At 38.6% G+C, this 19881-nt stretch carries 18 protein-coding genes; 5 read left to right on the forward strand and 13 right to left on the reverse strand.

Going from position 1 to position 19881, the window contains the following annotated elements:
- Position 1 precedes the first annotated feature (1 nt).
- From KFO35_RS05730 to KFO35_RS05765, 8 genes are all read right to left on the reverse strand, one after another.
- Entirely contained in the window at positions 2 to 2035 is a 2034-nt protein-coding gene (locus KFO35_RS05730; RefSeq protein WP_156271970.1) for a BglG family transcription antiterminator, read from the reverse strand.
- Position 2036: 1 nt separating this feature from the next.
- Positions 2037 to 3740, reverse strand: a complete 1704-nt coding sequence (locus tag KFO35_RS05735) for a PTS transporter subunit EIIC (protein WP_025477318.1) — start codon at positions 3738 to 3740, stop codon at positions 2037 to 2039.
- Between the two features lie 92 nt (positions 3741 to 3832).
- A complete protein-coding gene (gene manA / locus KFO35_RS05740; protein ID WP_002291489.1) occupies positions 3833 to 4783 on the reverse strand; it encodes a mannose-6-phosphate isomerase, class I in 951 nt (316 codons plus the stop codon).
- A 38-nt stretch (positions 4784 to 4821) separates the two neighbouring features.
- A complete protein-coding gene (locus tag KFO35_RS05745) occupies positions 4822 to 5847 on the reverse strand; it encodes a serine hydrolase domain-containing protein (RefSeq protein WP_002291488.1) in 1026 nt (341 codons plus the stop codon).
- Between the two features lie 208 nt (positions 5848 to 6055).
- Complete coding sequence (locus tag KFO35_RS05750) at positions 6056 to 6925, reverse strand: VOC family protein (protein WP_002315730.1); 870 nt, start codon at positions 6923 to 6925, stop codon at positions 6056 to 6058.
- A 204-nt stretch (positions 6926 to 7129) separates the two neighbouring features.
- Positions 7130 to 9022: an ABC transporter ATP-binding protein gene (locus tag KFO35_RS05755; RefSeq protein WP_156271968.1), complete on the reverse strand. Its 1893-nt coding sequence runs from the start codon at positions 9020 to 9022 to the stop codon at positions 7130 to 7132.
- The gene (locus KFO35_RS05760) at positions 9019 to 10746 is read right to left on the reverse strand and encodes an ABC transporter ATP-binding protein (protein WP_002315729.1); all 1728 of its coding nucleotides are present in this window, start codon (positions 10744 to 10746) and stop codon (positions 9019 to 9021) included. The genes KFO35_RS05755 and KFO35_RS05760 overlap by 4 nt, the downstream gene beginning before the upstream one ends.
- A gap of 15 nt (positions 10747 to 10761) precedes the next feature.
- The gene (locus KFO35_RS05765) at positions 10762 to 11412 is read right to left on the reverse strand and encodes a TetR/AcrR family transcriptional regulator (protein WP_024635844.1); all 651 of its coding nucleotides are present in this window, start codon (positions 11410 to 11412) and stop codon (positions 10762 to 10764) included.
- A 203-nt stretch (positions 11413 to 11615) separates the two neighbouring features.
- Here KFO35_RS05765 and KFO35_RS05770 point away from each other — a divergent pair, with 203 nt between their 5' ends.
- Positions 11616 to 11912, forward strand: a complete 297-nt coding sequence (locus KFO35_RS05770; RefSeq protein WP_002291478.1) for a rhodanese-like domain-containing protein — start codon at positions 11616 to 11618, stop codon at positions 11910 to 11912.
- A 175-nt stretch (positions 11913 to 12087) separates the two neighbouring features.
- Positions 12088 to 12708, forward strand: a complete 621-nt coding sequence (locus KFO35_RS05775; protein WP_156271966.1) for an NAD(P)H-dependent oxidoreductase — start codon at positions 12088 to 12090, stop codon at positions 12706 to 12708.
- Positions 12709 to 12796: 88 nt separating this feature from the next.
- Here KFO35_RS05775 and KFO35_RS05780 read toward each other — a convergent pair whose 3' ends face one another.
- Both KFO35_RS05780 and KFO35_RS05785 read right to left on the reverse strand, forming a co-directional pair.
- Entirely contained in the window at positions 12797 to 13963 is a 1167-nt protein-coding gene (locus KFO35_RS05780) for an AI-2E family transporter (protein ID WP_002291475.1), read from the reverse strand.
- 11 nt (positions 13964 to 13974) lie between these two features.
- Positions 13975 to 14328, reverse strand: a complete 354-nt coding sequence (locus tag KFO35_RS05785) for a PTS glucitol/sorbitol transporter subunit IIA (protein WP_002315725.1) — start codon at positions 14326 to 14328, stop codon at positions 13975 to 13977.
- A gap of 127 nt (positions 14329 to 14455) precedes the next feature.
- Between KFO35_RS05785 and KFO35_RS05790 the strand changes: the two genes are divergently transcribed.
- Both KFO35_RS05790 and KFO35_RS05795 read left to right on the forward strand, forming a co-directional pair.
- A complete protein-coding gene (locus KFO35_RS05790; protein WP_002315724.1) occupies positions 14456 to 15478 on the forward strand; it encodes a lactonase family protein in 1023 nt (340 codons plus the stop codon).
- 18 nt (positions 15479 to 15496) lie between these two features.
- Positions 15497 to 15658 carry a hypothetical protein gene (locus KFO35_RS05795; protein WP_002310079.1) on the forward strand — a complete coding sequence of 54 codons (162 nt, stop codon included), beginning with the start codon at positions 15497 to 15499 and terminating at the stop codon, positions 15656 to 15658.
- 256 nt (positions 15659 to 15914) lie between these two features.
- On the opposite strand, the gene KFO35_RS05800 is transcribed toward KFO35_RS05795, so the two are convergent.
- Together KFO35_RS05800 and KFO35_RS05805 are read right to left on the reverse strand one after the other, a co-directional pair.
- Positions 15915 to 16349 (reverse strand): hypothetical protein, encoded by a 435-nt coding sequence (locus KFO35_RS05800; RefSeq protein ID WP_002310078.1) that lies wholly within the window; start codon positions 16347 to 16349, stop codon positions 15915 to 15917.
- A 109-nt stretch (positions 16350 to 16458) separates the two neighbouring features.
- Positions 16459 to 18318 (reverse strand): LTA synthase family protein, encoded by a 1860-nt coding sequence (locus KFO35_RS05805; protein WP_002291465.1) that lies wholly within the window; start codon positions 18316 to 18318, stop codon positions 16459 to 16461.
- Here KFO35_RS05805 and KFO35_RS14150 point away from each other — a divergent pair, their 5' ends adjacent.
- Positions 18319 to 18441, forward strand: coding sequence for a hypothetical protein (locus KFO35_RS14150; protein ID WP_002291464.1), 123 nt, complete (start codon positions 18319 to 18321; stop codon positions 18439 to 18441).
- On the opposite strand, the gene KFO35_RS05810 is transcribed toward KFO35_RS14150, so the two are convergent.
- Positions 18436 to 19596, reverse strand: coding sequence for an NAD(P)-dependent oxidoreductase (locus tag KFO35_RS05810; RefSeq protein ID WP_002315723.1), 1161 nt, complete (start codon positions 19594 to 19596; stop codon positions 18436 to 18438). The two genes, KFO35_RS14150 and KFO35_RS05810, sit on opposite strands and share 6 nt — an antisense overlap.
- Between the last annotated feature and the right edge of the window lie 285 nt (positions 19597 to 19881).

Consider the following 19881-nt stretch of genomic DNA (forward strand, 5'->3'; position numbering starts at 1 on the left):
CTCATTTCTTTATTTCTTCAATCAGGATTTTCGCTAACAATTGATAAACGATTTCTCTATTTCCTGAACGGAAGATCTCGGTGTTCAAATCGTTCATGATGATTGCTCCACTGATTTTTCCTAAAAGAATCCCGTCTTTTTCTTGGATTGGCGAAGGCGCCAGCATAACTAACATACGGGACAATTCGATTGGCTGTCTATCCATCCCGTCAATTGTCAACGGTTGTTTCAAATTGAAAATACAAAAGATCGGTTTAGAAACCAATGAGCTGGATGTATGGAATAACCCCATATTTGTATGAGGAATTCCGATAGGTGCTTGTTCATATCGCTTAAGCAGTCGGCGATGAACCACCTCTTCATCCGTTACTAGTCCTTCAGGAAAATAAGGAAATAAACTGCGAATCGTTTCGGAGACCGTATCAGGGTTATCTAGTTCTTGAATAAAGAAACGATCAAGTAATTGATTGATTTGCTCCATGAAATGCATCGTTTCCTCATAAGTATCTTCTAGCATCAACTCGTTATTGCTGTTATACGTATTTTTTTGCCTTTTTTTCTTCTCAATATGCGAAAAAGCTTCTTTTAGCTGCTTGACTTCCTCTTCCAGCAGTAGCGGGGAGACTAAAATATATGTTCCATCATATCCTGGTAGAATAGATGTAGAAATAACAATATCATATTCTTCTTGTAAATCAATTTTTTTCAAATCAGCGATCCGATAGAAATGAATCTGTTGAATGAAAGGAAAATACCGTTTCAAACGCAGTTCCAACATGCTAGTAGAAGCTAAGCCGCTTGGTGAAAATCCTGCAATACTGATATTGCTTTCTTTCGGACTTTTTTCCAATGAATTTGCAAAATGAAGGACCATATATGCGATCTCTTCTTCTGATAATTTCTTTTCTTGAAAAATCCGCTCTACTGCTTGGCGGATTGCATTGGCAATTTCCTCATATTGAACCATGATTTTTTCTAAAATCGGATTAGTCAGTGTCTCTTCTTGTAAAATGGCTCTTGAAAACACACCAGACAAATGGGTCAAAAGCATTTTGTACAAGGTTTCATCTTCATAAAAATGGACATTCGTCTCTTCACTTACTTCTTGAATCAGTTGTTTTACTAAATAAGCAAGCTGTGTATCGAACGTTTCTTCAAAGAAATTCTGATCAAATGAGTTCGTGAAGTCATTTAATAATCCTGCAAAAAAGACGATCTCATTTACTGGGTAAAGTTGTTTTGTCTCAGAAGCAATCCGTGAGAATAATCGTTTAGCGGTCTGAAGCAATTCTTTGTTTGCCAGACCATTATACGTCTCATTTGTCAGTAAATGATTTTTCGTTACACGATCCATCGTCAATGTCAGCATCAAAACCAAATGTTCAAGTTTTCTATCACTTAGATTGGTCTTTTTTTGGATCAATTCTTCCCCGACTACTTGGCGTGCAAGAGACAGATGTTGCGGATCAACGAATCGAAAAAAGTAATTCAGCGATGAATCAAAAGAAATACTATGAAAAAGTTCATATTCATTGATTTCTAATTCTAATACATTCGCTGTTAGAAGCCGACGGTATTTTTCCGGTCCTACGATCTCATATCCTTGGTTCCGAATGATTTCCAAAGGCAGTTGGCGGGTACTTTCTTCCAACTGTTTGATATCTGCATAAAAAGTAGTATTACTGATGCGGTATAATTCCATAAAATGGGCAAGACTCAACGGTTCTGTCGTTAGTAACAGCTCGGCTAAAATTGCGTGCTGTCGTTTAGCAGTAGGCAAATCATCGCTTTTCCCATCTGTATTTTCTTTTAATTGCTCCATTACTTCTTCCGATGCCTCAATGACAAACGAACCTCTTGCTACTTTTTTCAAAGAAGCATTTACCGATTTCAATGAGACTTCAAGATTATCTAATTCGCGGTAAACGGTCCGCTTGCTGACTTTCAATAAATTCATCATTTTTTGGATAGTCACAGGTGAGGGACTGCTGAGAAATTCTGCTAATAATTGTTTTTCTCTGGGCGATAAGTACATCTTATTTTTCTCCCTTCACGAGTTTTTCGTATTCATTCGTAGCTACCCAATGTTCCACTAGGACTAGCTGAGGGATCGTTTCTTTTAGCTGTTCATTTACAGCTAGTTCTCTTTGGGCGATATAAATCGTTTCTTCTTGGATTTTGAGCTGTTCGATTGGTTCCTTTAAGATAACAAACTGTTTTTTCTCTTTTTTTGCTAATTGACTTAAAATCGCCATGCCCATGGTTTGTGAACCACGTCTATTATTTTTATACAAAAACACAACGTTAACGGGCGACTTTTTCTGTTCTACTACTTCTACTCTCTCTTTTTTTTCTTTCCAATTTGGTTCGTGGATCGCTTCTTTTATTCGTGACAGCAAGATATCTGTTTCCAAAAAGTGATCCAGTACGAAAATTTGACTTTGAGGTACTTTTTCTCTTGCAAGATCCGCTAATTCATGTTGGACGATAACAAGCTGATTTACTTGATTGTTCAATTCATAGACAGAGCTGTATCCAACAGCGAGATCAATTTTTTCCGCTGCTAATTTTTTCTTCAGCAAGGCGGCTCCCATAGCGCTTGATCCCATGCCTGAGTCACACGCAAAAACGACAGAATGAATGGTAGATAGTTCCAAGATTTCTCCCCTTTCTTTGACCGTGTTGTCTCCTTTTTCTTTTTTCGGTAATTTCAATAGCAGCGTTGCACAAATGAAGGTTACAAATGTACTGATTGCTATCCCTATACTTACCCCAGCTAGTTGCGGATAAGGCGTATTGGCAAAAATCACGAGTAGTGACCCGGGCGATACAGGAGTAGCTAATCCCGCATCTAACCATTGGAATATCAACGTGCCGCTTGCTCCACCAACCATTACAGCTAAAAACAGATATGGACGCAACAAGACAAACGGAAAATAAATTTCGTGAATCCCACCAATCGCATGGATCATCAACGCTCCACTTGCGTTTACTTTTTCCTGTTTTTTTGCAAAACAAAGGATAGCAAGTAAGATCCCTAAACCAGGTCCCGGATTTGCCTCCATCAAAAACAGGTAAGAGTGTCCGACTGCTTGTGAGAATTCGATTCCTAAAGGTGTCAACACACCATGGTTGATTGCATTATTAAAAAATAATACTTTTAGAGGTTCTAGGATCAAACTGACAAGCGGCAACAGATTCATTTTGACTAGCCAAGACACGACGGAGACAAGCAACAGGTGGAAACTATTTAAAGCTGGCTCAATAAAAACGATTCCAATTATACAAATGACACTACCAATCAGCCCTACTAGTAAGTTGCTGACAAGCATTTCATACCCAGCTTTGAATTTCGCATGAAATCTAGAAACAAATTGTTCATACAAGAAGCCGGCAAGCGGTCCTATAATCATCGCTCCTACGATTTGCGGGGCATCGGAACGAGCAATCAACCCTAAAGAAGCGATTGCGCCCGCGACTGCCCCTTTTTGTCCCCCTACCGATTTTCCGCCTGAATAGCTGATCAAGATTGGTAAAAGCAGTTGAATCATCCAGTGGCATACCTCTTCCAACGTGGCATGCAAATCGCCAGACACACCTTTCATTACTAATGACAAGATTCCCCAAGCAATAAACAGACTTAGGTTTGGCATGATCATTTCATTCAAGTGGTGTCCGGCTTTTCTCAGTTGTTTCGTAAACACTCGACTGCTGCCGTTTGCTTTCCATTTGTATTCCATCTTTTTCACCATACTTCTATTTATTGATAGACGGATTTTATGTAGAAAAAGCAGCAAACGAAAACCGTCTGCCGCTTTCAGCTATCTGGGAACTATTTGCCTGGTTCAGACGCAATGATTGCTAGTTCACCTTGGACCGTCCACTCAGAAACGCCACTTGGAATGATACAGCTTGTTCCTTTTTCTAATGGATATGTTTTTCCGTCAACAACAAGGTCTCCTGCTCCTTCAATCACTGTCATCAACGTATAAGGGGCTTGTTTTTTGAAAGATGTGATTCCTTTAATATCCCACTCATATACATTGAAAAACTCAGTTTCTAAATAAGTGACGATCGATGAATTCCCTTTTCGGACTTCTTTGATTTGTAATTCTGGTGTTTTGGCAGGGACAGTTGTTACATCAATCGATTGTTGGATATGCAGCTCTCTTGTTTGTCCTTGCGCATCTTTTCTGTCATAGTCATATACGCGATAAGTCGTATCGGAGCTTTGTTGTGTTTCTAAAATCATGATCCCTTTACCAATAGCATGGATCGTTCCGCTTGGTACATAAAAGAAATCACCTTTTTTAACTGGTACTTTCTTCAAAAGGTCATCCCAGCGCCCCTCTTTGATCATCTCAGCTAGTTCTTCTCTTGTCTTTGCATGATGACCGTAGATAATTTCTGCACCAGGTTCAGCATCGATGATATACCAGCATTCAGTTTTTCCCAATTCACCTTCATGTTTCATCCCATAGGCATCATCTGGATGTACTTGTACAGATAGATCATCTTCTGCATCTAAGATCTTGATCAACAATGGAAACACTGGTTCTGAAGGATGCCCAAACAATTCCTTGTGTTCTGACCATAGTTCATCTAATCTTTTCCCTTTGAATTCGCCATTTTCTACTACACTGACACCATGAGGATGCGCGCTGATCGCCCAATCTTCTCCGATTTTATCGTTAGGGATATCAAAACCGAAGACGGAACGTAAACGGCTTCCTCCCCAAATTTTTTCTTGAAAAACTGGTTTTAAAAACATAGGTTCCTGCATAATTCAAACTCCTCTCATTTTTCATAGCTATTATAGCATTATTTCTGTAATACCGCTTTCTCTTTCAAAAAGTTTTCAACAATTTCATCTCGACATATGAGATACTCCGCACGATGATCGACAGGATGTACGCGATTGGACAGAAATATCAACGCTTCTTGTGTTTTTATATCAATCAAGAAAAACGTACCTGTATAACCAGTATGAAAAAGAATCGCATGACCGTCTCCTACATCTTTTTTTAGATCCCACCCTAGAGAACGATAGCCATTTCTTTCTGGAGTTTGATCTTGTAGCAAAGAATCAATCGTTTCTTCTTCTAAAAACCGACCATTACTGATTTTTCCCTTGTTCAAATACATTTGGACAAAAGTAATGCTGTCGTTCAAATCGATAAAGAGCCCAGCATTTCCTGCATGTTCAGCTAAAACTCTTGCTTTCGGATCATGAGTTTGTCCACACAAAACCTCACCCGAAGGCAGTTGTTCTGTGGGAACGATTTTTTTGGAAGGAAAAGGAAGAAATAAGCTGTTCATCATTCCTAATGGTTCCAATACTTGTTCTTGAAAGATTTCCACTGCAGTTTCTTGGTAAATTTTTTCCAGCATCAATCCAAGAAGAATCGTTCCGGCATCTGTATATTTTACTTCTTTTCCTAGTTGCTCACCTGGCTCTAGCTTTAAATAAGCGGCAATCAATTCTTCCTGAGATAGCTCATCTCTGTTTGGTATCCATGTTTTGATATCAGAAGTATGTGTCAGTAAATGACGCAAAGTGATTGTCTGATTTTCAAATTCAGAAAGATATTTATGCAGTGGTTGATCGAGTTCTATTTTTCCATCTTCTAATAGACGCAAAACTAATGAAGTGGTTGCAACGACTTTCGTCAGTGATGCTGCATCAAACAACAGATCTTCTGTCATCGGCTGTTTTTCAGGAACGACTTGGGCAAAGCCAGCTGTAAATGATTCTACTTGATTTTCTTTGATGAAGGCGGCTGCTACACCTGGATAAAATCCTTCTTCCATTTTTTTCAAAATAAGCTGTTTCGTTTGTGGGTACATCTTTTTCTCCTGCTTTTCTGTCAAATTCTTACAGTCCAAGCTTAAAGCTTAATCTATGAGGAATCAACCTTTTTACACAAAAAAAACTGCGCTGAAAACCACGCAGTTTCATTCGGTATACCGTTTGCTCTTTCTATCTCTATAACAAGTAATAGTATGACCGTTTATAAAATGACGAGACATGCGACAATCGTTAAGAAAGAAAAAGTTAAGCGTCGCATCGAATGTCAGTTTTATTCTTTTCTTTTGGCTCACTGACGAACCACCATTCGATTCCTATGGCATCATAGATTGTGAGTACTGTATGCTTTTTGTCCAAGAAGAAATCGACTGATAATTGCTGCAAGTGAGCAATCAGTCCTTCCATGCTTTCAGTATCAATCATGAATTTCAGAAAATCAAGGCCAATCACTTCATCTGTAGGCAAATCGATGGCACCACCACTTGCTTCTGTCAATCCAACATGGAAATCTCCTTCATTCAATACATGGATGCCCTCTTCTTCATTATGTACCTTCAAACCAAGGACACGATTAAGAAATTGGCGTTCTTTTGCTAAATCAGTAACATTTAAATGGATTTTTTCAAAATAAGATCCTGCTGTTAGTTTACTGAATTTTTCTTCAGATTTTCTTAACAACGCTTCTTGATCCATCGTCTCTGGAACTTCTCTTTGGTGATTCTTATTCTCTTCATGGTAAATTTCTAATTCATTCTCTTCTGGGTCTACGAGTAAGATCCCCATACGTCCATGATCTTCTAAAGCTTCTTTGATTGGATAATTCATTTTACGAATACGGCAAAGAATATCTGCCATTTCTTCTGTGCTAGGGATAATCAATGAGAAACGGTTCAGCTTTTTGATCTCCCCCATGTGATCATTCGCTCTAGGACTTTCTTCCAGCAGCAACATTTCACTTCCAGCTTCTTCTGTTCCTAAAATGGCTAATTCGTTTTCTTCTCTTTTCAAATCAAAGCCAACAACGTTCTTGTAAAAATCAATCATTTTATCTCGGTCTTTCACCCGAATGGCTACACTTTTTAAATAGGTGGCAGCCCCCAATTGAAAATCTCTCATATTTCTTGCTCCCCTCTACGTCAAGCTTTATTTTAACGATGGATTCTTCTTCTTTCAAGCAATAACTTTGATTTTGTTAAAAAAAGTGTGAGAAACTTCGCATTTTACTTGTTTTTTGTAAATAAATGAGTAAAAAACCACATGAAACTCATTTTCTTGAAATGTGCTTCATGCGGTAAAGAAAAATAATAAATTTGTACGTTTCTATGAAGCTTCTTCTTCAGAAAACTGACTGTTATAAAGATCTGCATAGAATCCGTCTTTTTCCATCAATGTATCGTGGTTTCCAGTTTCTACAATCGAACCATGATTCATCACAATAATGTTGTCTGCATCGCGTATTGTAGACAAGCGGTGAGCGACAACAAAACTTGTTCGGTTTTCCAATAGGCGATTCATCGCTTTTTGAATCAGTATTTCTGTTCGTGTATCTACACTAGATGTTGCTTCATCAAGGATCAGGACATCCGGATTTGCTAAGAATGCTCGCGCAATAGTGATCAGCTGACGCTGCCCTTGCGAAATATTGCTTGCATCCTCGTTTAATACAGTGTTATATCCTTCTGGCAATTTACGAACAAAATCATCTACGTGAGCGGCTTTAGCAGCTTCAATGACTTGTTCATCTGTTGCATCGTCGTTCCCATATTTGATATTGTCATAGATACTTCCTGTAAACAGCCAAGTATCTTGTAGTACCATTGAAAACTGTGCGCGCAATTCATCACGTGAAAGGTCACGGGTATCTACACCATTGTAACGAATACTGCCTCCAGAAACATCGTAAAACCGTTCAAGAAGGTTGATCAGTGTCGTCTTTCCTGCACCGGTTGGCCCTACAATAGCGACCATCTCACCAGGTTTGACATCCAAGTTGAAATCAGTCATTAGCAAGTTATCTGGTGTGTAGCCGAATTGAACATTTTCAAAACGAACTTTGTATGGTGTATCTTTTTCTTCTGGAAGGCCAGATTTTTCATTGGACATCTCTTCTTCATCCAACACTTCAAATACCCGTTCGGCTGAAGCAACTGTTGATTGGATAGTGTTCATCAAACTTGCAAGTTGAGTGATTGGTTGAGAGAACTGTGTCGTATATTGTAAGAATGCTTGAACATCCCCTAATGTCATGTTCCCATTTGCAACTTTTACTCCGCCTAGTACAGCGACGAACACATAGCCTAGATTTTTAACGAAATTCATCAACGGCATGATGATTGCCGAAATAAATTGAGCTTTCCAACCAGCGGCATACAGATTCTGATTTTCTTTTTCAAATACTTCCTGATCTTTTTCAGTATGATTGAATGTTTTAACGATCGTATGACCACCATATGTTTCTTCTACTTGGTTATTCAATAAACCTAAACTTTTTTGCTGATCTGCGAAAAACACTTGTGATTTTGGCGCAACGACCATAACGATGATCAAGCTTAAAGGAATCATCAATAACGCGACTAACGTTAATTGCCAGCTGATTGAAAGCATCATCACGATGACCCCGATCAATGTGACTGCACTAGTTACAAATTGAGTCAAATTTTGTTGCAGCGTGCTTGCGATGTTATCCATATCATTGATTGCTCGAGACATGATATCGCCATTTGTATGTGTATCATAATAGGAAATCGGTACACGATTCATTTTGGCTTCCAAGTCATGACGCAACTCATAAACTGTCCGCTGTGAAACACGTGTCATAATAAACTGCTGTAAAAAGTTGAATACAGCTGAGATCAAATACATCACGATTACTGTTGCAATGATTTGCGCAATTTTATCAAAATCTATCGGAAATTTTGTTACTTGTTGCCCTTGTTGCATCTGTTGCGCGCCAGCCATTACACCTTTGAATATTTCTGTAGTTGCTTTCCCCAAAACTTTTGGTGTTTGGATTTGGAAAATCACGGCTGCTATTGCTAGTACAAATACAGCGATGATTGCAACCATACGTTTAGACATATAGCCAAACAATCGGCGTACTGTTCCCCAGAAATTTTTAGGCTTTTCCCCTTTTACACCTAGATTCCTGCCAGGTCCGCCGTGTCCTGGACCGCCTGCTGGTCCGTGAGAGGGACGTGTGTTTGTTTTACTCATGCTAAGTCCTCCTCTCTTAGTTGTGAATGAACGATTTCTTGATAAGTTTCATTTGTTGCCAATAGTTCTTCATGTGTTCCTTTGCCAACTAGTTTTCCTTCATCTAGTACAAGGATCATATCTGCATCCATTACTGTACTTACTCGTTGAGCAACTAAAACCGTGATACTTTCTTTCATATTCGTTTTCAATGCTTGGCGAAGATTGGCATCCGTTTTGAAATCCAATGCTGAGAAGGAATCATCAAACACATAAATGTCTGCTGTTTTGACTAATGCCCGTGCAATTGCTAGACGCTGTCTTTGTCCGCCGGAGAAGTTTCCTCCTCCTTGTTCCACATGGCTGTCTAAGCCATCTTCCATCTCTGAAACAAAATCTTTAGCTTGTGCGATTTCTAATGCTTTCCAAATCATTTCATCTGTTGCATCCGGCTTACCATACTGCATATTGTCTCGGATCGTTCCAGAGAAAAGAACTGCTTTTTGAGGAACAAAGCCCATTAGCTCCCGCAAATTATATTGAGTCATTTCACTGACGTCCGTTCCGTTTATTTGGATCGAACCAGATTCGATGTCATATAATCGGGGGATCAAATTGACTAAGGTCGTTTTACCTGAACCAGTTCCTCCTATGATTGCGACAATCTCGCCCGACTTAGCTTGAAAATCAATATCTTCCAATGCAAGTTTTTCTGCTCCATGATATCGATAATTGACATGATTGAAGGCCAATGTTGCTTCTTTTCCAGCAAAAGAAACGGTTTTAGGATTTTCAGGGTCATGGATACCGATTTTTTCATCCAACACCTCATTGATACGGTCAGCTGAAGCTTGTGCACGAGGTACCATGATGAAAATAGCGGAAAGCATCATAAAGCTGATCAAGATCTGCATCGCATAAGTCATAAATGCAATCAGATTACCGACTTCTAAGGTCATATCTGCTATGTAGTGTCCACCAAACCAAGTGATTGCTACGTTTGTACCGCTCATGATCAATGTCATCATCGGCATCATCAATGCGACGATCGTATTCACTTTGATTGCCGTATTTGTATAGTCTTTATTCGCTAAATCAAAACGATTTTCTTCAAAGCGCGTCTTATCGAATGCGCGGATGACTCTGACACCTGTCAACCCTTCTCGAAATACCAGGTTCAAACGGTCAGTTTTCTTTTGCATGCTTTTGAATAATGGAACAGCAAAATACATGATTCCGCCAATCAAAATAATCATTACTGGGATGACGACTAAGAAGATTTTTGTCAACTGATGATCTTTTTGATAAGCAAGTATACTCGCGCCAATCAACGTGATTGGTGCATTGATCATCATACGTAAAAACATTTGTGTGACCATTTGGATTTGAGTCACATCATTGGTGGTTCTTGTGATCAAAGAGGCCGTTCCGTATTTGTCAAACGCATCTTTTGTCAGGCTCTCTGATTTTTTATAGACATCCGTACGCAATTGCTTACCCAGTTTCTGTGATTCTCGAGTAGCAAAAAATGTATTTGCAATAGCGGCTAAGATACTGATCAAAGAAAAACCGATCATCACAAAACCTGTATGCCAAATATAATCGACATCTCCTTGCGCTACCCCTTTATCAATGATATTGGAGGTAAGTGTCGGCAAATATAAATCTGCCAGTACTTGGATCACCATGAAAACTGCAGCTGCAATTGCTGAAGTCAAGGAGATCCGTTTTACGATTTTTAGCATCTAGTTCCCTTCTTTCTATTTATATACTCCGTTTTTCAGCCAAGAAAGTTTCAAATTGAATTCACTGATTGCTTGCTCTGCTGAGTAATCTTCGGATGTTGAAAATAAGCGATACGAATGCGCAATTGTTGTAAATACAGTATTCATGACTAATTGGATCAGTAACTCCAATTCATGATCATTTTTTACTTTCAACTTCGTCCGATCAATCAATTCAAGCAACTCTTTTGCATCTTGTTTGTGTTCTTTATGTGGATCATGAGGCGTTTTTTGGCGACTCGTATGAGGAGCGACTTTTCTTGAGGCACGGTAATCCATGTTCATAAACAAGTTACGATAAAAAGAAGCATTCTCACCTTCCAAAATCTCATAAATCATTTTAGAAAAATAGGATTCGAATCCTTTGAATAGATCACCATCGGATTCTTTCATTAGTTGCAACATATCTTTAGAGCTGTCACGTCTCATTGTCTCAAAGTAATAAAAATAAAGATCCTCTTTATCTTCAAAATACTGATAGAAACTGCCTCTAGGGATATCCGCTAATTTGACGATATTAGCAATCGAGGCTTCTTTCAAAGGTACTCTAGAAAACTCGATTCTCGCCGCTTCAATTAACCTTTTTTGTTTTTCTTTCGGCAAATGGAAAAATGTCTGTGTCGGCATATGGATCCTCCTTTCTTCTAAGATGACACATTGTCATATGACGCTATGTCATTATAACACCTCCCACCTGTTTTGCAAGACATTTGCATAGTTTTTTTCATTATTATCCGATACATTAAAAAAATGATAAGAGGAATCCTTTCATTTGAATTAATGAGAGCTGCCCATTAAAATAGCCACATACTAAACAAAGGATGAGATAAATGGCCCAATCAATTAGTGTCCAAGACTTCAATAAATTGCCTCTTGATGCTGACAGCATCGTTTTAGATACAAGAAATACTTTAGATTACACAAAAAAACACTTAAGCCACTCGCTTTCTATCCCCGCTGCTATCTTGCCAAGACAATTAAAAAATCTAGATCCAAAAAAACTTTATTATATTCTAAGCTACACAGGCAGACGATCAGAAGCATTAGCCGATCAACTTACTGCTAGCGGATTTCGTGCTGTTTATATCATTGGTGGGATGGAAGCTCTTCAGTCAAGCGTTGCTTGAACATTGCTGGGGGCTGTGACAAAAATCGTGTCACAGCCTCTTTTATATCCTGTTTTTTTAGTTATTTATTCTTCAACCTTATCAATATGACTTGATAGCCTTTTCTTTTTCGAGTAAACTGATTTTGTTAGTCATAGTTATAACAATCATAGCAATAAAAGGAGAAGGTAAGCATATGGCATCTGTTTTAGTAGTCAAAGGTCATCCCCTAACTGCAGAAGAATCACGTACAGTTAAGGCATTGACGTCTTTTTTAACAAGTTATAAAGAAAATCATCCAGATGATGAAGTGACTGTTTTGGAACTTTATCGCGATGATATTCCAGAAATTGATGAAGAATTATTATCAGGTTGGGAAGCATTACGTGCTGGTGCAGAATTCACTTCCTTATCAGAAAGTCAACAACAAAAAATCGCTCGTTTCAATGAATTGACTGAGCAGTTCCTTGCTGCTGATAAAGTCGTTATCGCAAACGCCTTATGGAATCTAAATATCCCAACAAAATTAAAAGCTTGGTTCGATACTGTCAATGTAGCTGGAAAAACGTTCCGCTATACAGAAAACGGGCCAGAAGGATTAGTGACAGGTAAAAAAGCACTGCACATCCAATCTAATGGCGGTGTATACAACGGACAAGACTTTGCCTCTCAATATGTAAAAGGTATTTTGAACTTTGCAGGCATCGATCAAGTAGAACAACTATTCATCGAAGGAATCGATTATGACCCTGACCGTGCAGATGAGTTGATGCAAAATGCATTAGATAAAGCTGCTGCTTTAGGTAAATCATTTTAAAATTGAGGTAAATGTATATAAAAGAGACAGAGGGAAAAATCTTCAAAGCAACATTTGTGCTTTGGATATTTTCCTCTGTCTCTTTTTGTTATTCTTTCTGCTTTTTCAACGGATTTTCTTCATAAAGAGAAGAAATCGTTGTATACCATTCAAAAACATGAGTGATCACTACTTTAGCTGCTGCATAAACAGGAATCCCCAAGATCACACCAACGATCCCGAACAATTTCCCTGACGTCAGCAGCACTAATAAGATCGTTACTGGATGGATTGCTAACTGATTTCCCAATACTAACGGAGAGATCAAGCGTCCTTCTATTGTCTGTTCTACTGCAAAAACGATCAGTACCTTGATGATCATGAATGGACCTGCCACAATAGCTAAAAAGATGGCTGGAATCATTGCTAAAAATGAGCCTAAGTATGGGATCAGATTCAAGAACCCTGCAATGATTCCCAACGTGACAGCATATTCTAAACCAATGATTGCAAAACCAATCATAAACATGATTGCCACAGCAAAAGCCACAGTTAATTGCCCTCTTATATATGAGGAAACTTGACTATTCATTTCACTCAGCACATTCAACGTCGGTTTTTGCATGCGTGTTGGTAAAAACTTGACGAAATAAGGGGCTAATCGCTTACCATCTTTCAATAAATAAAATAAGATAAACGGCATCGTCAGCAAAGCTACTAAAATAGTCGCTACCGCACCAACAAAACTCCCAAGACTCTGAACTGTACTCTTAGATATGTCTTGGATCATATCACCTGCTGAATTCATGAACTTATCACCTGCTGTTTCCAACTGTTCTCGAAATTGGTTGAACAGCGGGTCTCTCAAGATCTCGGTCAATTTATTATCGATCGTATCAACGTATTGAGGAAAGTTACTGATAAAGCTGACTGTTTGTTCCTGGATCTTAGGTATGATCACTACGCTTCCCCATACGATTAATGCAACGACCAAAACAAACAGCCCAATGATACTATAGAGCCTTGGTACTTTTCGCTTCTCAAAGTAATCAACTACTGGATTCATCAAGTAATACAAGATGCCTGCTAGAATGATAGGTAGTCCTACGATTGCTAAAAATTGCCAGATCGGTGCAAACAAATAAGAAACTTTTGTAAATAAAAAGACGATCAGCAATATTAACAATACAACAAGTAAAGCTGTGACCACTTGATTATTTAAAAACCAGCGCCAAAACCAAGACACCGGTCTGTTCTTCTTATTTTTCCCTTCCATAAGTCCTCCCGTTAGTTATAAATAATTTGGCTTCCCAAACCAATAGCAGGCAGTTCATGTGGATGGAGATAGATTCCGTTTGCAATTTGTCCTTCTTCTGGACAGGTATCAAAAATCAATGATACGTGAGCTACCGTCTCTAAATTTCCATTGGCCATCGGACCGACATAATCGATTGTATACGACTGACCATCAAAAGTAATCGTTCCGCCTGCTTTCAAAGAAAAAGGTTCATCTTTCGACACCTCTTGAATCACCGAATATTTTCGCAAGGCAGCTGTTGCTGTTTTATCGAACAAAATCAGCATCGGTTCTTCCTTGTTTATTGCTTCTGTTCCAATTTCTGTAATCGTTGCCTGAATCATCGCACTCTCTCCTTTACTTGCTTTCAAAAACAGTATAACACATTCTCATTCTTTAGCCGTGGGGAATAATTATGTGATAGAATAAAAACGAAAACTATTTCATTACCATTAGGAGGAATCAGCTCATATGATCGAAAAGATAATTTTAGGAACCTATACGCGCCGCGAAAGCAAAGGAATCTATACGATCGATCTTGATACAGAAAAAGAAGAATTATCCAGTCTTTCATTGGCTGTTGAAGAGAACAGCCCTACCTACCTAGCAAAAAGCAAAGCTGGCAATCTTTACACGGTTACCAGTGTAGACGGATTAGGTGGTGCCGGTGCGTACGATAAGGATTTTCATTTTTTGAATGCGGTAACAGAGTCTGGGGCTCCTTTATGTTATGTAGCGGTTGATGAAACACGGCAATTGCTCTATGGGGCCAACTACCATAAAGGCGAAGTAAATGTCTATCACATATTAGGAGATGGCGAGCTGAAAGCAGCGGATTCAGTATTCCATCAAGAAGCGACAGGCCCTCATAAAAACCAAGATCATGCGCATGTCCATTATACGGATCTGACTCCTGACCAACGATTAGTCGTATGTGATCTTGGTACAGATCGTGTGTATACTTATGATGTGTCCGAAAACGGCAAATTGAATCTTGTAACTACCTTCACTGCAGAGCCAGGAACAGGCCCTCGCCATCTCGTCTTTCATCCGAATGGACAATTCGCCTATTTATTTGGTGAATTAGACAGCACAGTCCGAGTGCTTTCTTATGATAAAGAAACAGGTGATTTTGAAGAATTACAGAAAATATCGACCTTGCCAGAAGAATTCGATGGTGAAAATGGAGGGGCTGCTATTCGCATTTCCAATGATGGCAAGTTCCTTTACGCTTCTAATCGGGGACACAACTCGATTGCCGTATTCGCAGTTTCCGAAGATGGTTCTCACATCCAAAATAAACAAATCATCTCAACAGAAGGCGATTTCCCTCGCGATTTCGCACTAGATCCAAGCAATGGTTTTGTCGTATGTGCCAATCAGAATACCGATAATCTGACATTATACCGCCGTCATCCTGAAACAGGATTACTGGAATTATTGCAAAAAGATGTCTATGCACCAGAATGTGTCTGTGTTTATTTTGATCGTTAGCAAGAAAAGGAGAATAAAATGAATCAGCAAGACGTATTAGACAGGCTGCGGGAAGAACTGAATATTCCTTTCTTTGATGGAAAAATCGAAGATAAAGAGTATAGCGAAGAGGAATATCAGAAACTCAAAGCCGATTTACAGAACTACTTTGAACAATATGTACGGAATGTAGAAAACTAATCAACCTTCCATACTATCTGAAAAGGACATCAGCGCAAGACTTTTTCGTCTGTTCTGATGTCCTTTTCTATAAATAAAAAAACCGCCGAGTTGGTTAGACTCTGCGGAAAAGGAGTATTTACTCAATTTTGAGTAAGTACAAGGTTGTTGGTTATAGGTATGTTCTTATCATAAAGGATTTTGTTCACTCTATCATAAAGACAATATTACATTTATATTAGATAACTCTAGTTTTTATTGTCATCAAAGTTTTCTTTTATTTTTTCAATAACAAATTAGTCATTTTTTGGATGGCAGCTGTCAATTGGTCAGTCGCTTGGTCTTGTTTTGCTTCAGATGTATTGAATAAATCTTTATCTACTCCTGACTCAAGATCAATACTTTGAATCATTTCTTCACAGCCTGCTACATATGAAAGATAAGCTTTTTCAAAATTTTTATGAATGCCCATTGCTTTTGCTGGTGGGCGCAATGTACTGACTTTCTTAAGCATTGCCCGATATTTTTTTGTTCCTTCTTCAAATAACTGGACGGTCTCTTCAAGGGTCGATCTGTCCAGTTCACTTGTTTTTCCTTCATCGATTGCGTTTCTGATCACTTCATATTTCGGATGCATTCCTTCTCCGATTGCTTCGGTTTCCTTGACGATTTGATCGATGGACTGCACATAATAGCCAATATTCGGTAACATGCTTGTTTTCCTACTTTCTCCATTGTTGTTATTATTTATTCTACTTGTTTTTATCCTCAAATGACAAGTACTTGAAAAAATTTAATGGTTTCTATACAGCTCGCCATTCTTATTCGTGCTCAAAGAAACCATCTGCTAAACTATATTGTTTCCCTGCGACAATGTCATATTGGATCAATTGATATTCGTCGTAAATCTCTTGTTGCGAGCGATTGAATTGCGCTTCTTTATACCACTGTCCGTTTTGATAGTACAGTTCTCGTTCAAACGCCGGAAGTTCTTGTTCTAATGATAAAAGCAGCTGATAAAAGCCATTCGTTGTCTGATTCGTCTGTTCCATTAGATTCGCTGCAAAATAAAAAGGACTGGTGATTGCATCTTGAGTCGTTTGCTTTTCTAATTTCCCTTTACTGTCAAACATCAAGAATTGTGTTTCATGTAATGTTTGTTTATCATTTTTGGCTTGGATGGTATCTGAATAGATTCCTGGCAGATGATCCCCCCAAAAAACAACTAGTGTCCTTCTAGAAAGATTCTTCAATTCTTCCGTGAATTGCTTCAGTGCCGCGCTGCTATAGGAAATATCTTGCAGATAATTCTCTAAGTCAAGCGTCCCACTTCCATCTGAAATTTCTGCAGAATAGCCCAGTCTATCATACTTTCCATTGTAAGGCATATGTGTCTGCATCGTGACTAAATGAATGAACTGAGGTGCTTTTTCTTCCTTGAGAAGTGTCATTACTTCTTTGTAAGCTGACTCATCAGAAATATATGGATTATTCTCTATCGTATCCGTATAGGTCATCGTACGCTCGCTGATGAACTGGTCAAATCCTAATGTCTGATAAACATCCTCTCTTTTATACATCGAAGTATTGTATGGATGGATCGCTGTCGTCTGGTATGATTGTGCGTTTAACGCTGAAACGATAGAAGGAAGCTGATCCATTTTTGGTACAAGCATCGTGTAAGGGGTGGTGAGTTGCGCATTAAATAACGCCATAGAAAAACCAGTCAATGCTTCGAATTCGATATTTGCTGTTCCACCGCCATAGTTTTGAGAAAGCATATTGCCACTATATGTTTGATCAGCTACTTCATAATAATCTGCCAATGGCTCACCAGATACTTCTACGCCGTTTAATCGACTAGGATCTGAGAAACTTTCACTCATCACGAACACGATGTTCGGCGACTCTTCCTCTACAGCTTTATTTTTTTCATCTGCTAGCTTCTGGTATTTTTCAGTGATTTCTTTGATCTTTGCTTTCGAATATCCTTCAGGTTCATCCATTGGTTCTACCTTCAGATTGTACAAAAAACCACCGATAAAACCAGTGTTATAGTAGTTCATTTTCTGACTGTAAGGTATCCATAGTGCCGTTTTATTATATGCTTTTCGCAACAAATTATCGGGATTGTTGAAATTACTGATATACCCTAGTAGTCCAATTGCCACAAGCAGTGTCGTTAATCGGATCAATTGGAATCGCCTTCCTTTTTTCAGGCTTCGAAACATGTACCAGCAAAACAATCCTAGCACGGTTCCTGCGGCAGCTAAGATCACTGTAAACAGCATAGTGCCGGTCATATCTTTCAGCAATCCGATTTCAGTGATCATCTTCAAATCGTCTGGATAAATCGGTTCTTGCCGATAACTCATTTTCATATAATTTGCAAAACCTAACACACCGATGGTTACGACATACGTAAGGGAACCTAAAGGGACAGATCCTGCTAGTGCAATCAGAAAAATAAGAATGATCAGCAAGACGAGACAGGCTAAGAAGAATTTTTCCGTATGCCAAGAAAAAGCAAATTTCAACGCAAGGTCTACGGATAGATCATTTTGACACCATTGCAAAAACAAATTACTAAAAACAACAAGAAAAAAGATACTGATGATCGTTGCTGTTCCTTTTAAAATCTTTTTCTGTTTGGTTGAAAGTCTGCTTATATATCTTTTCAAATGCTTGCTCCTTCATTTCTATCAACAAAAGAATGTTGTTTCTCTTATTTTAGTTGTACGAAATTCGAAAGTAAAGAACGGAAAGAAGAATTAATGAAATCCAAATATTCTCTTGCTTTATGACCTTTCTGGTTTCTTTAATAAGCGGACTTTTCGTACTCCAGAAATTTTTTCTAGCTGTTGTTTCACTTGATTGAGCTGTTCAAAATCAGTACTGTCTATGTCAATCAATATGTAGACATGCTCATTCTTATGGTTACGCGATATATCTGCGATCGCTAGCTCGTTCTCATTCAGCAGAGAAAATATCTCTGCTAATATATTGGTTTTCTTTTGATAAAATATAGTGAATCGAAACGGCGCTTGGAAAAACATTCGTGCGGATGGATAATTGACCGCTTCTCTAACCGTACCGAACAAAAGATAATCTTTTAAGGCTTCAACTGCCAAACGTCCGCTGTCTGCCAAAGCTTCCTGAGTCGATCCCCCTAGATGAGGCAACATAAGTATACGGTCATTTTCTAAGAACTCTTCTTCTGGGAAATCAGTCACGTATTTGGCCAGATGTTGTTTTTCCAATGCTTGCATAACAGCATATTTATCAACGATTTCACTTCTTCCTACATTGATAAGTACAGCATCTTTTTTCATTTTTTCTATATTCACCTGATCGATCAATCCTTTTGTATCTTCTGTCAATGGCAGCATGACTACGATGTAATCCGAGGCAGAAAGAACTGTTTCTAAATCTACTTGCCGAACATAATCCAACTGGGCATCGCGGATAGAATAACCCAAGACATCCATCCCTAAGCCATAGCAACTTAGCGCTACTTTTGTACCTATCGCGCCAAGACCAAGAAGGCCAATGGTTTTGCCTTGCAACTCTCGTCCCACATAAGCACTTCTTTTGTTTTCTGCCTGTTCTAAAATATTAGGACCTGTTAGTGTTTGTACCATACGACTTGCTTCGATTATCGGACGGGAAGATAAGAGCAAACAGCACAAAACAAGCTCTTTTACTGCATTAGCATTTACACCTGGTGTATTCATGACGATCGTCCCGTTTTCAGAAGCTTTTTCAACGTTGATCGTGTTCACCCCAACACCAGCTCTTGAAATTGCTAGCAAATCTGGTGTAAGCCATTCGTCTTTCACTTTCGTACTACGAATGACTATTCCTTCGGCTGGCAAATCATCTATTATTTTGAAATATTCCCCTTGTAACTTTTCTATCTCTTGTTCTGGAATAGCATCAATCAAATGAACGTGATACATAAAACCCCCTCCTTACTAACAAGTATCTCGAAATTTTTGCAATTAGACAACTGTTTACCATTTGACTTCCTAGAAACAAAAATAGCAGTTAGAGCAGAGTAGGCTTAGTGATAAAAATAAGGCCATGACAAGTTACTGCCATAAGCCTTATTTTTGAGAGCAAAATATTGTGGGTGAGATTTCTTGATAAATGGTGTTCAGTTAGCTGACATTGATAATAAGCCAAAATTTCAAAAATAGTTGAAAAGCAAATTTCGTCAATCTCTTCTTATTTCTTAAAACTAA

This window comes from Enterococcus lactis, from assembly GCF_015751045.1.
In the GTDB taxonomy this organism is placed as follows: Bacteria; Bacillota; Bacilli; order Lactobacillales; family Enterococcaceae; genus Enterococcus_B; species Enterococcus_B lactis.

What these genes read in the sequence shown, in the direction of transcription:
- KFO35_RS05750 (WP_002315730.1), bottom strand. Translation starts at nt 6,925, where the DNA reads ATGAGAGATTTTCAATTGGGGGCTGCCACCTATTTAAAAAGTGTAGCC.
- KFO35_RS05730 (WP_156271970.1), bottom strand. Translation starts at nt 2,035, where the DNA reads ATGTACTTATCGCCCAGAGAAAAACAATTATTAGCAGAATTTCTCAGC.
- KFO35_RS05770 (WP_002291478.1), top strand. Translation starts at nt 11,616, where the DNA reads ATGGCCCAATCAATTAGTGTCCAAGACTTCAATAAATTGCCTCTTGAT.
- KFO35_RS05780 (WP_002291475.1), bottom strand. Translation starts at nt 13,963, where the DNA reads ATGGAAGGGAAAAATAAGAAGAACAGACCGGTGTCTTGGTTTTGGCGC.
- KFO35_RS05800 (WP_002310078.1), bottom strand. Translation starts at nt 16,349, where the DNA reads ATGTTACCGAATATTGGCTATTATGTGCAGTCCATCGATCAAATCGTC.
- KFO35_RS05775 (WP_156271966.1), top strand. Translation starts at nt 12,088, where the DNA reads ATGGCATCTGTTTTAGTAGTCAAAGGTCATCCCCTAACTGCAGAAGAA.
- manA (WP_002291489.1), bottom strand. Translation starts at nt 4,783, where the DNA reads ATGCAGGAACCTATGTTTTTAAAACCAGTTTTTCAAGAAAAAATTTGG.
- KFO35_RS05760 (WP_002315729.1), bottom strand. Translation starts at nt 10,746, where the DNA reads ATGCTAAAAATCGTAAAACGGATCTCCTTGACTTCAGCAATTGCAGCT.
- KFO35_RS05765 (WP_024635844.1), bottom strand. Translation starts at nt 11,412, where the DNA reads ATGCCGACACAGACATTTTTCCATTTGCCGAAAGAAAAACAAAAAAGG.
- KFO35_RS05790 (WP_002315724.1), top strand. Translation starts at nt 14,456, where the DNA reads ATGATCGAAAAGATAATTTTAGGAACCTATACGCGCCGCGAAAGCAAA.
- KFO35_RS05745 (WP_002291488.1), bottom strand. Translation starts at nt 5,847, where the DNA reads ATGTACCCACAAACGAAACAGCTTATTTTGAAAAAAATGGAAGAAGGA.
- KFO35_RS14150 (WP_002291464.1), top strand. Translation starts at nt 18,319, where the DNA reads ATGCTTGCTCCTTCATTTCTATCAACAAAAGAATGTTGTTTCTCTTAT.
- KFO35_RS05735 (WP_025477318.1), bottom strand. Translation starts at nt 3,740, where the DNA reads ATGGAATACAAATGGAAAGCAAACGGCAGCAGTCGAGTGTTTACGAAA.
- KFO35_RS05785 (WP_002315725.1), bottom strand. Translation starts at nt 14,328, where the DNA reads ATGATTCAGGCAACGATTACAGAAATTGGAACAGAAGCAATAAACAAG.
- KFO35_RS05795 (WP_002310079.1), top strand. Translation starts at nt 15,497, where the DNA reads ATGAATCAGCAAGACGTATTAGACAGGCTGCGGGAAGAACTGAATATT.
- KFO35_RS05810 (WP_002315723.1), bottom strand. Translation starts at nt 19,596, where the DNA reads ATGTATCACGTTCATTTGATTGATGCTATTCCAGAACAAGAGATAGAA.
- KFO35_RS05755 (WP_156271968.1), bottom strand. Translation starts at nt 9,022, where the DNA reads ATGAGTAAAACAAACACACGTCCCTCTCACGGACCAGCAGGCGGTCCA.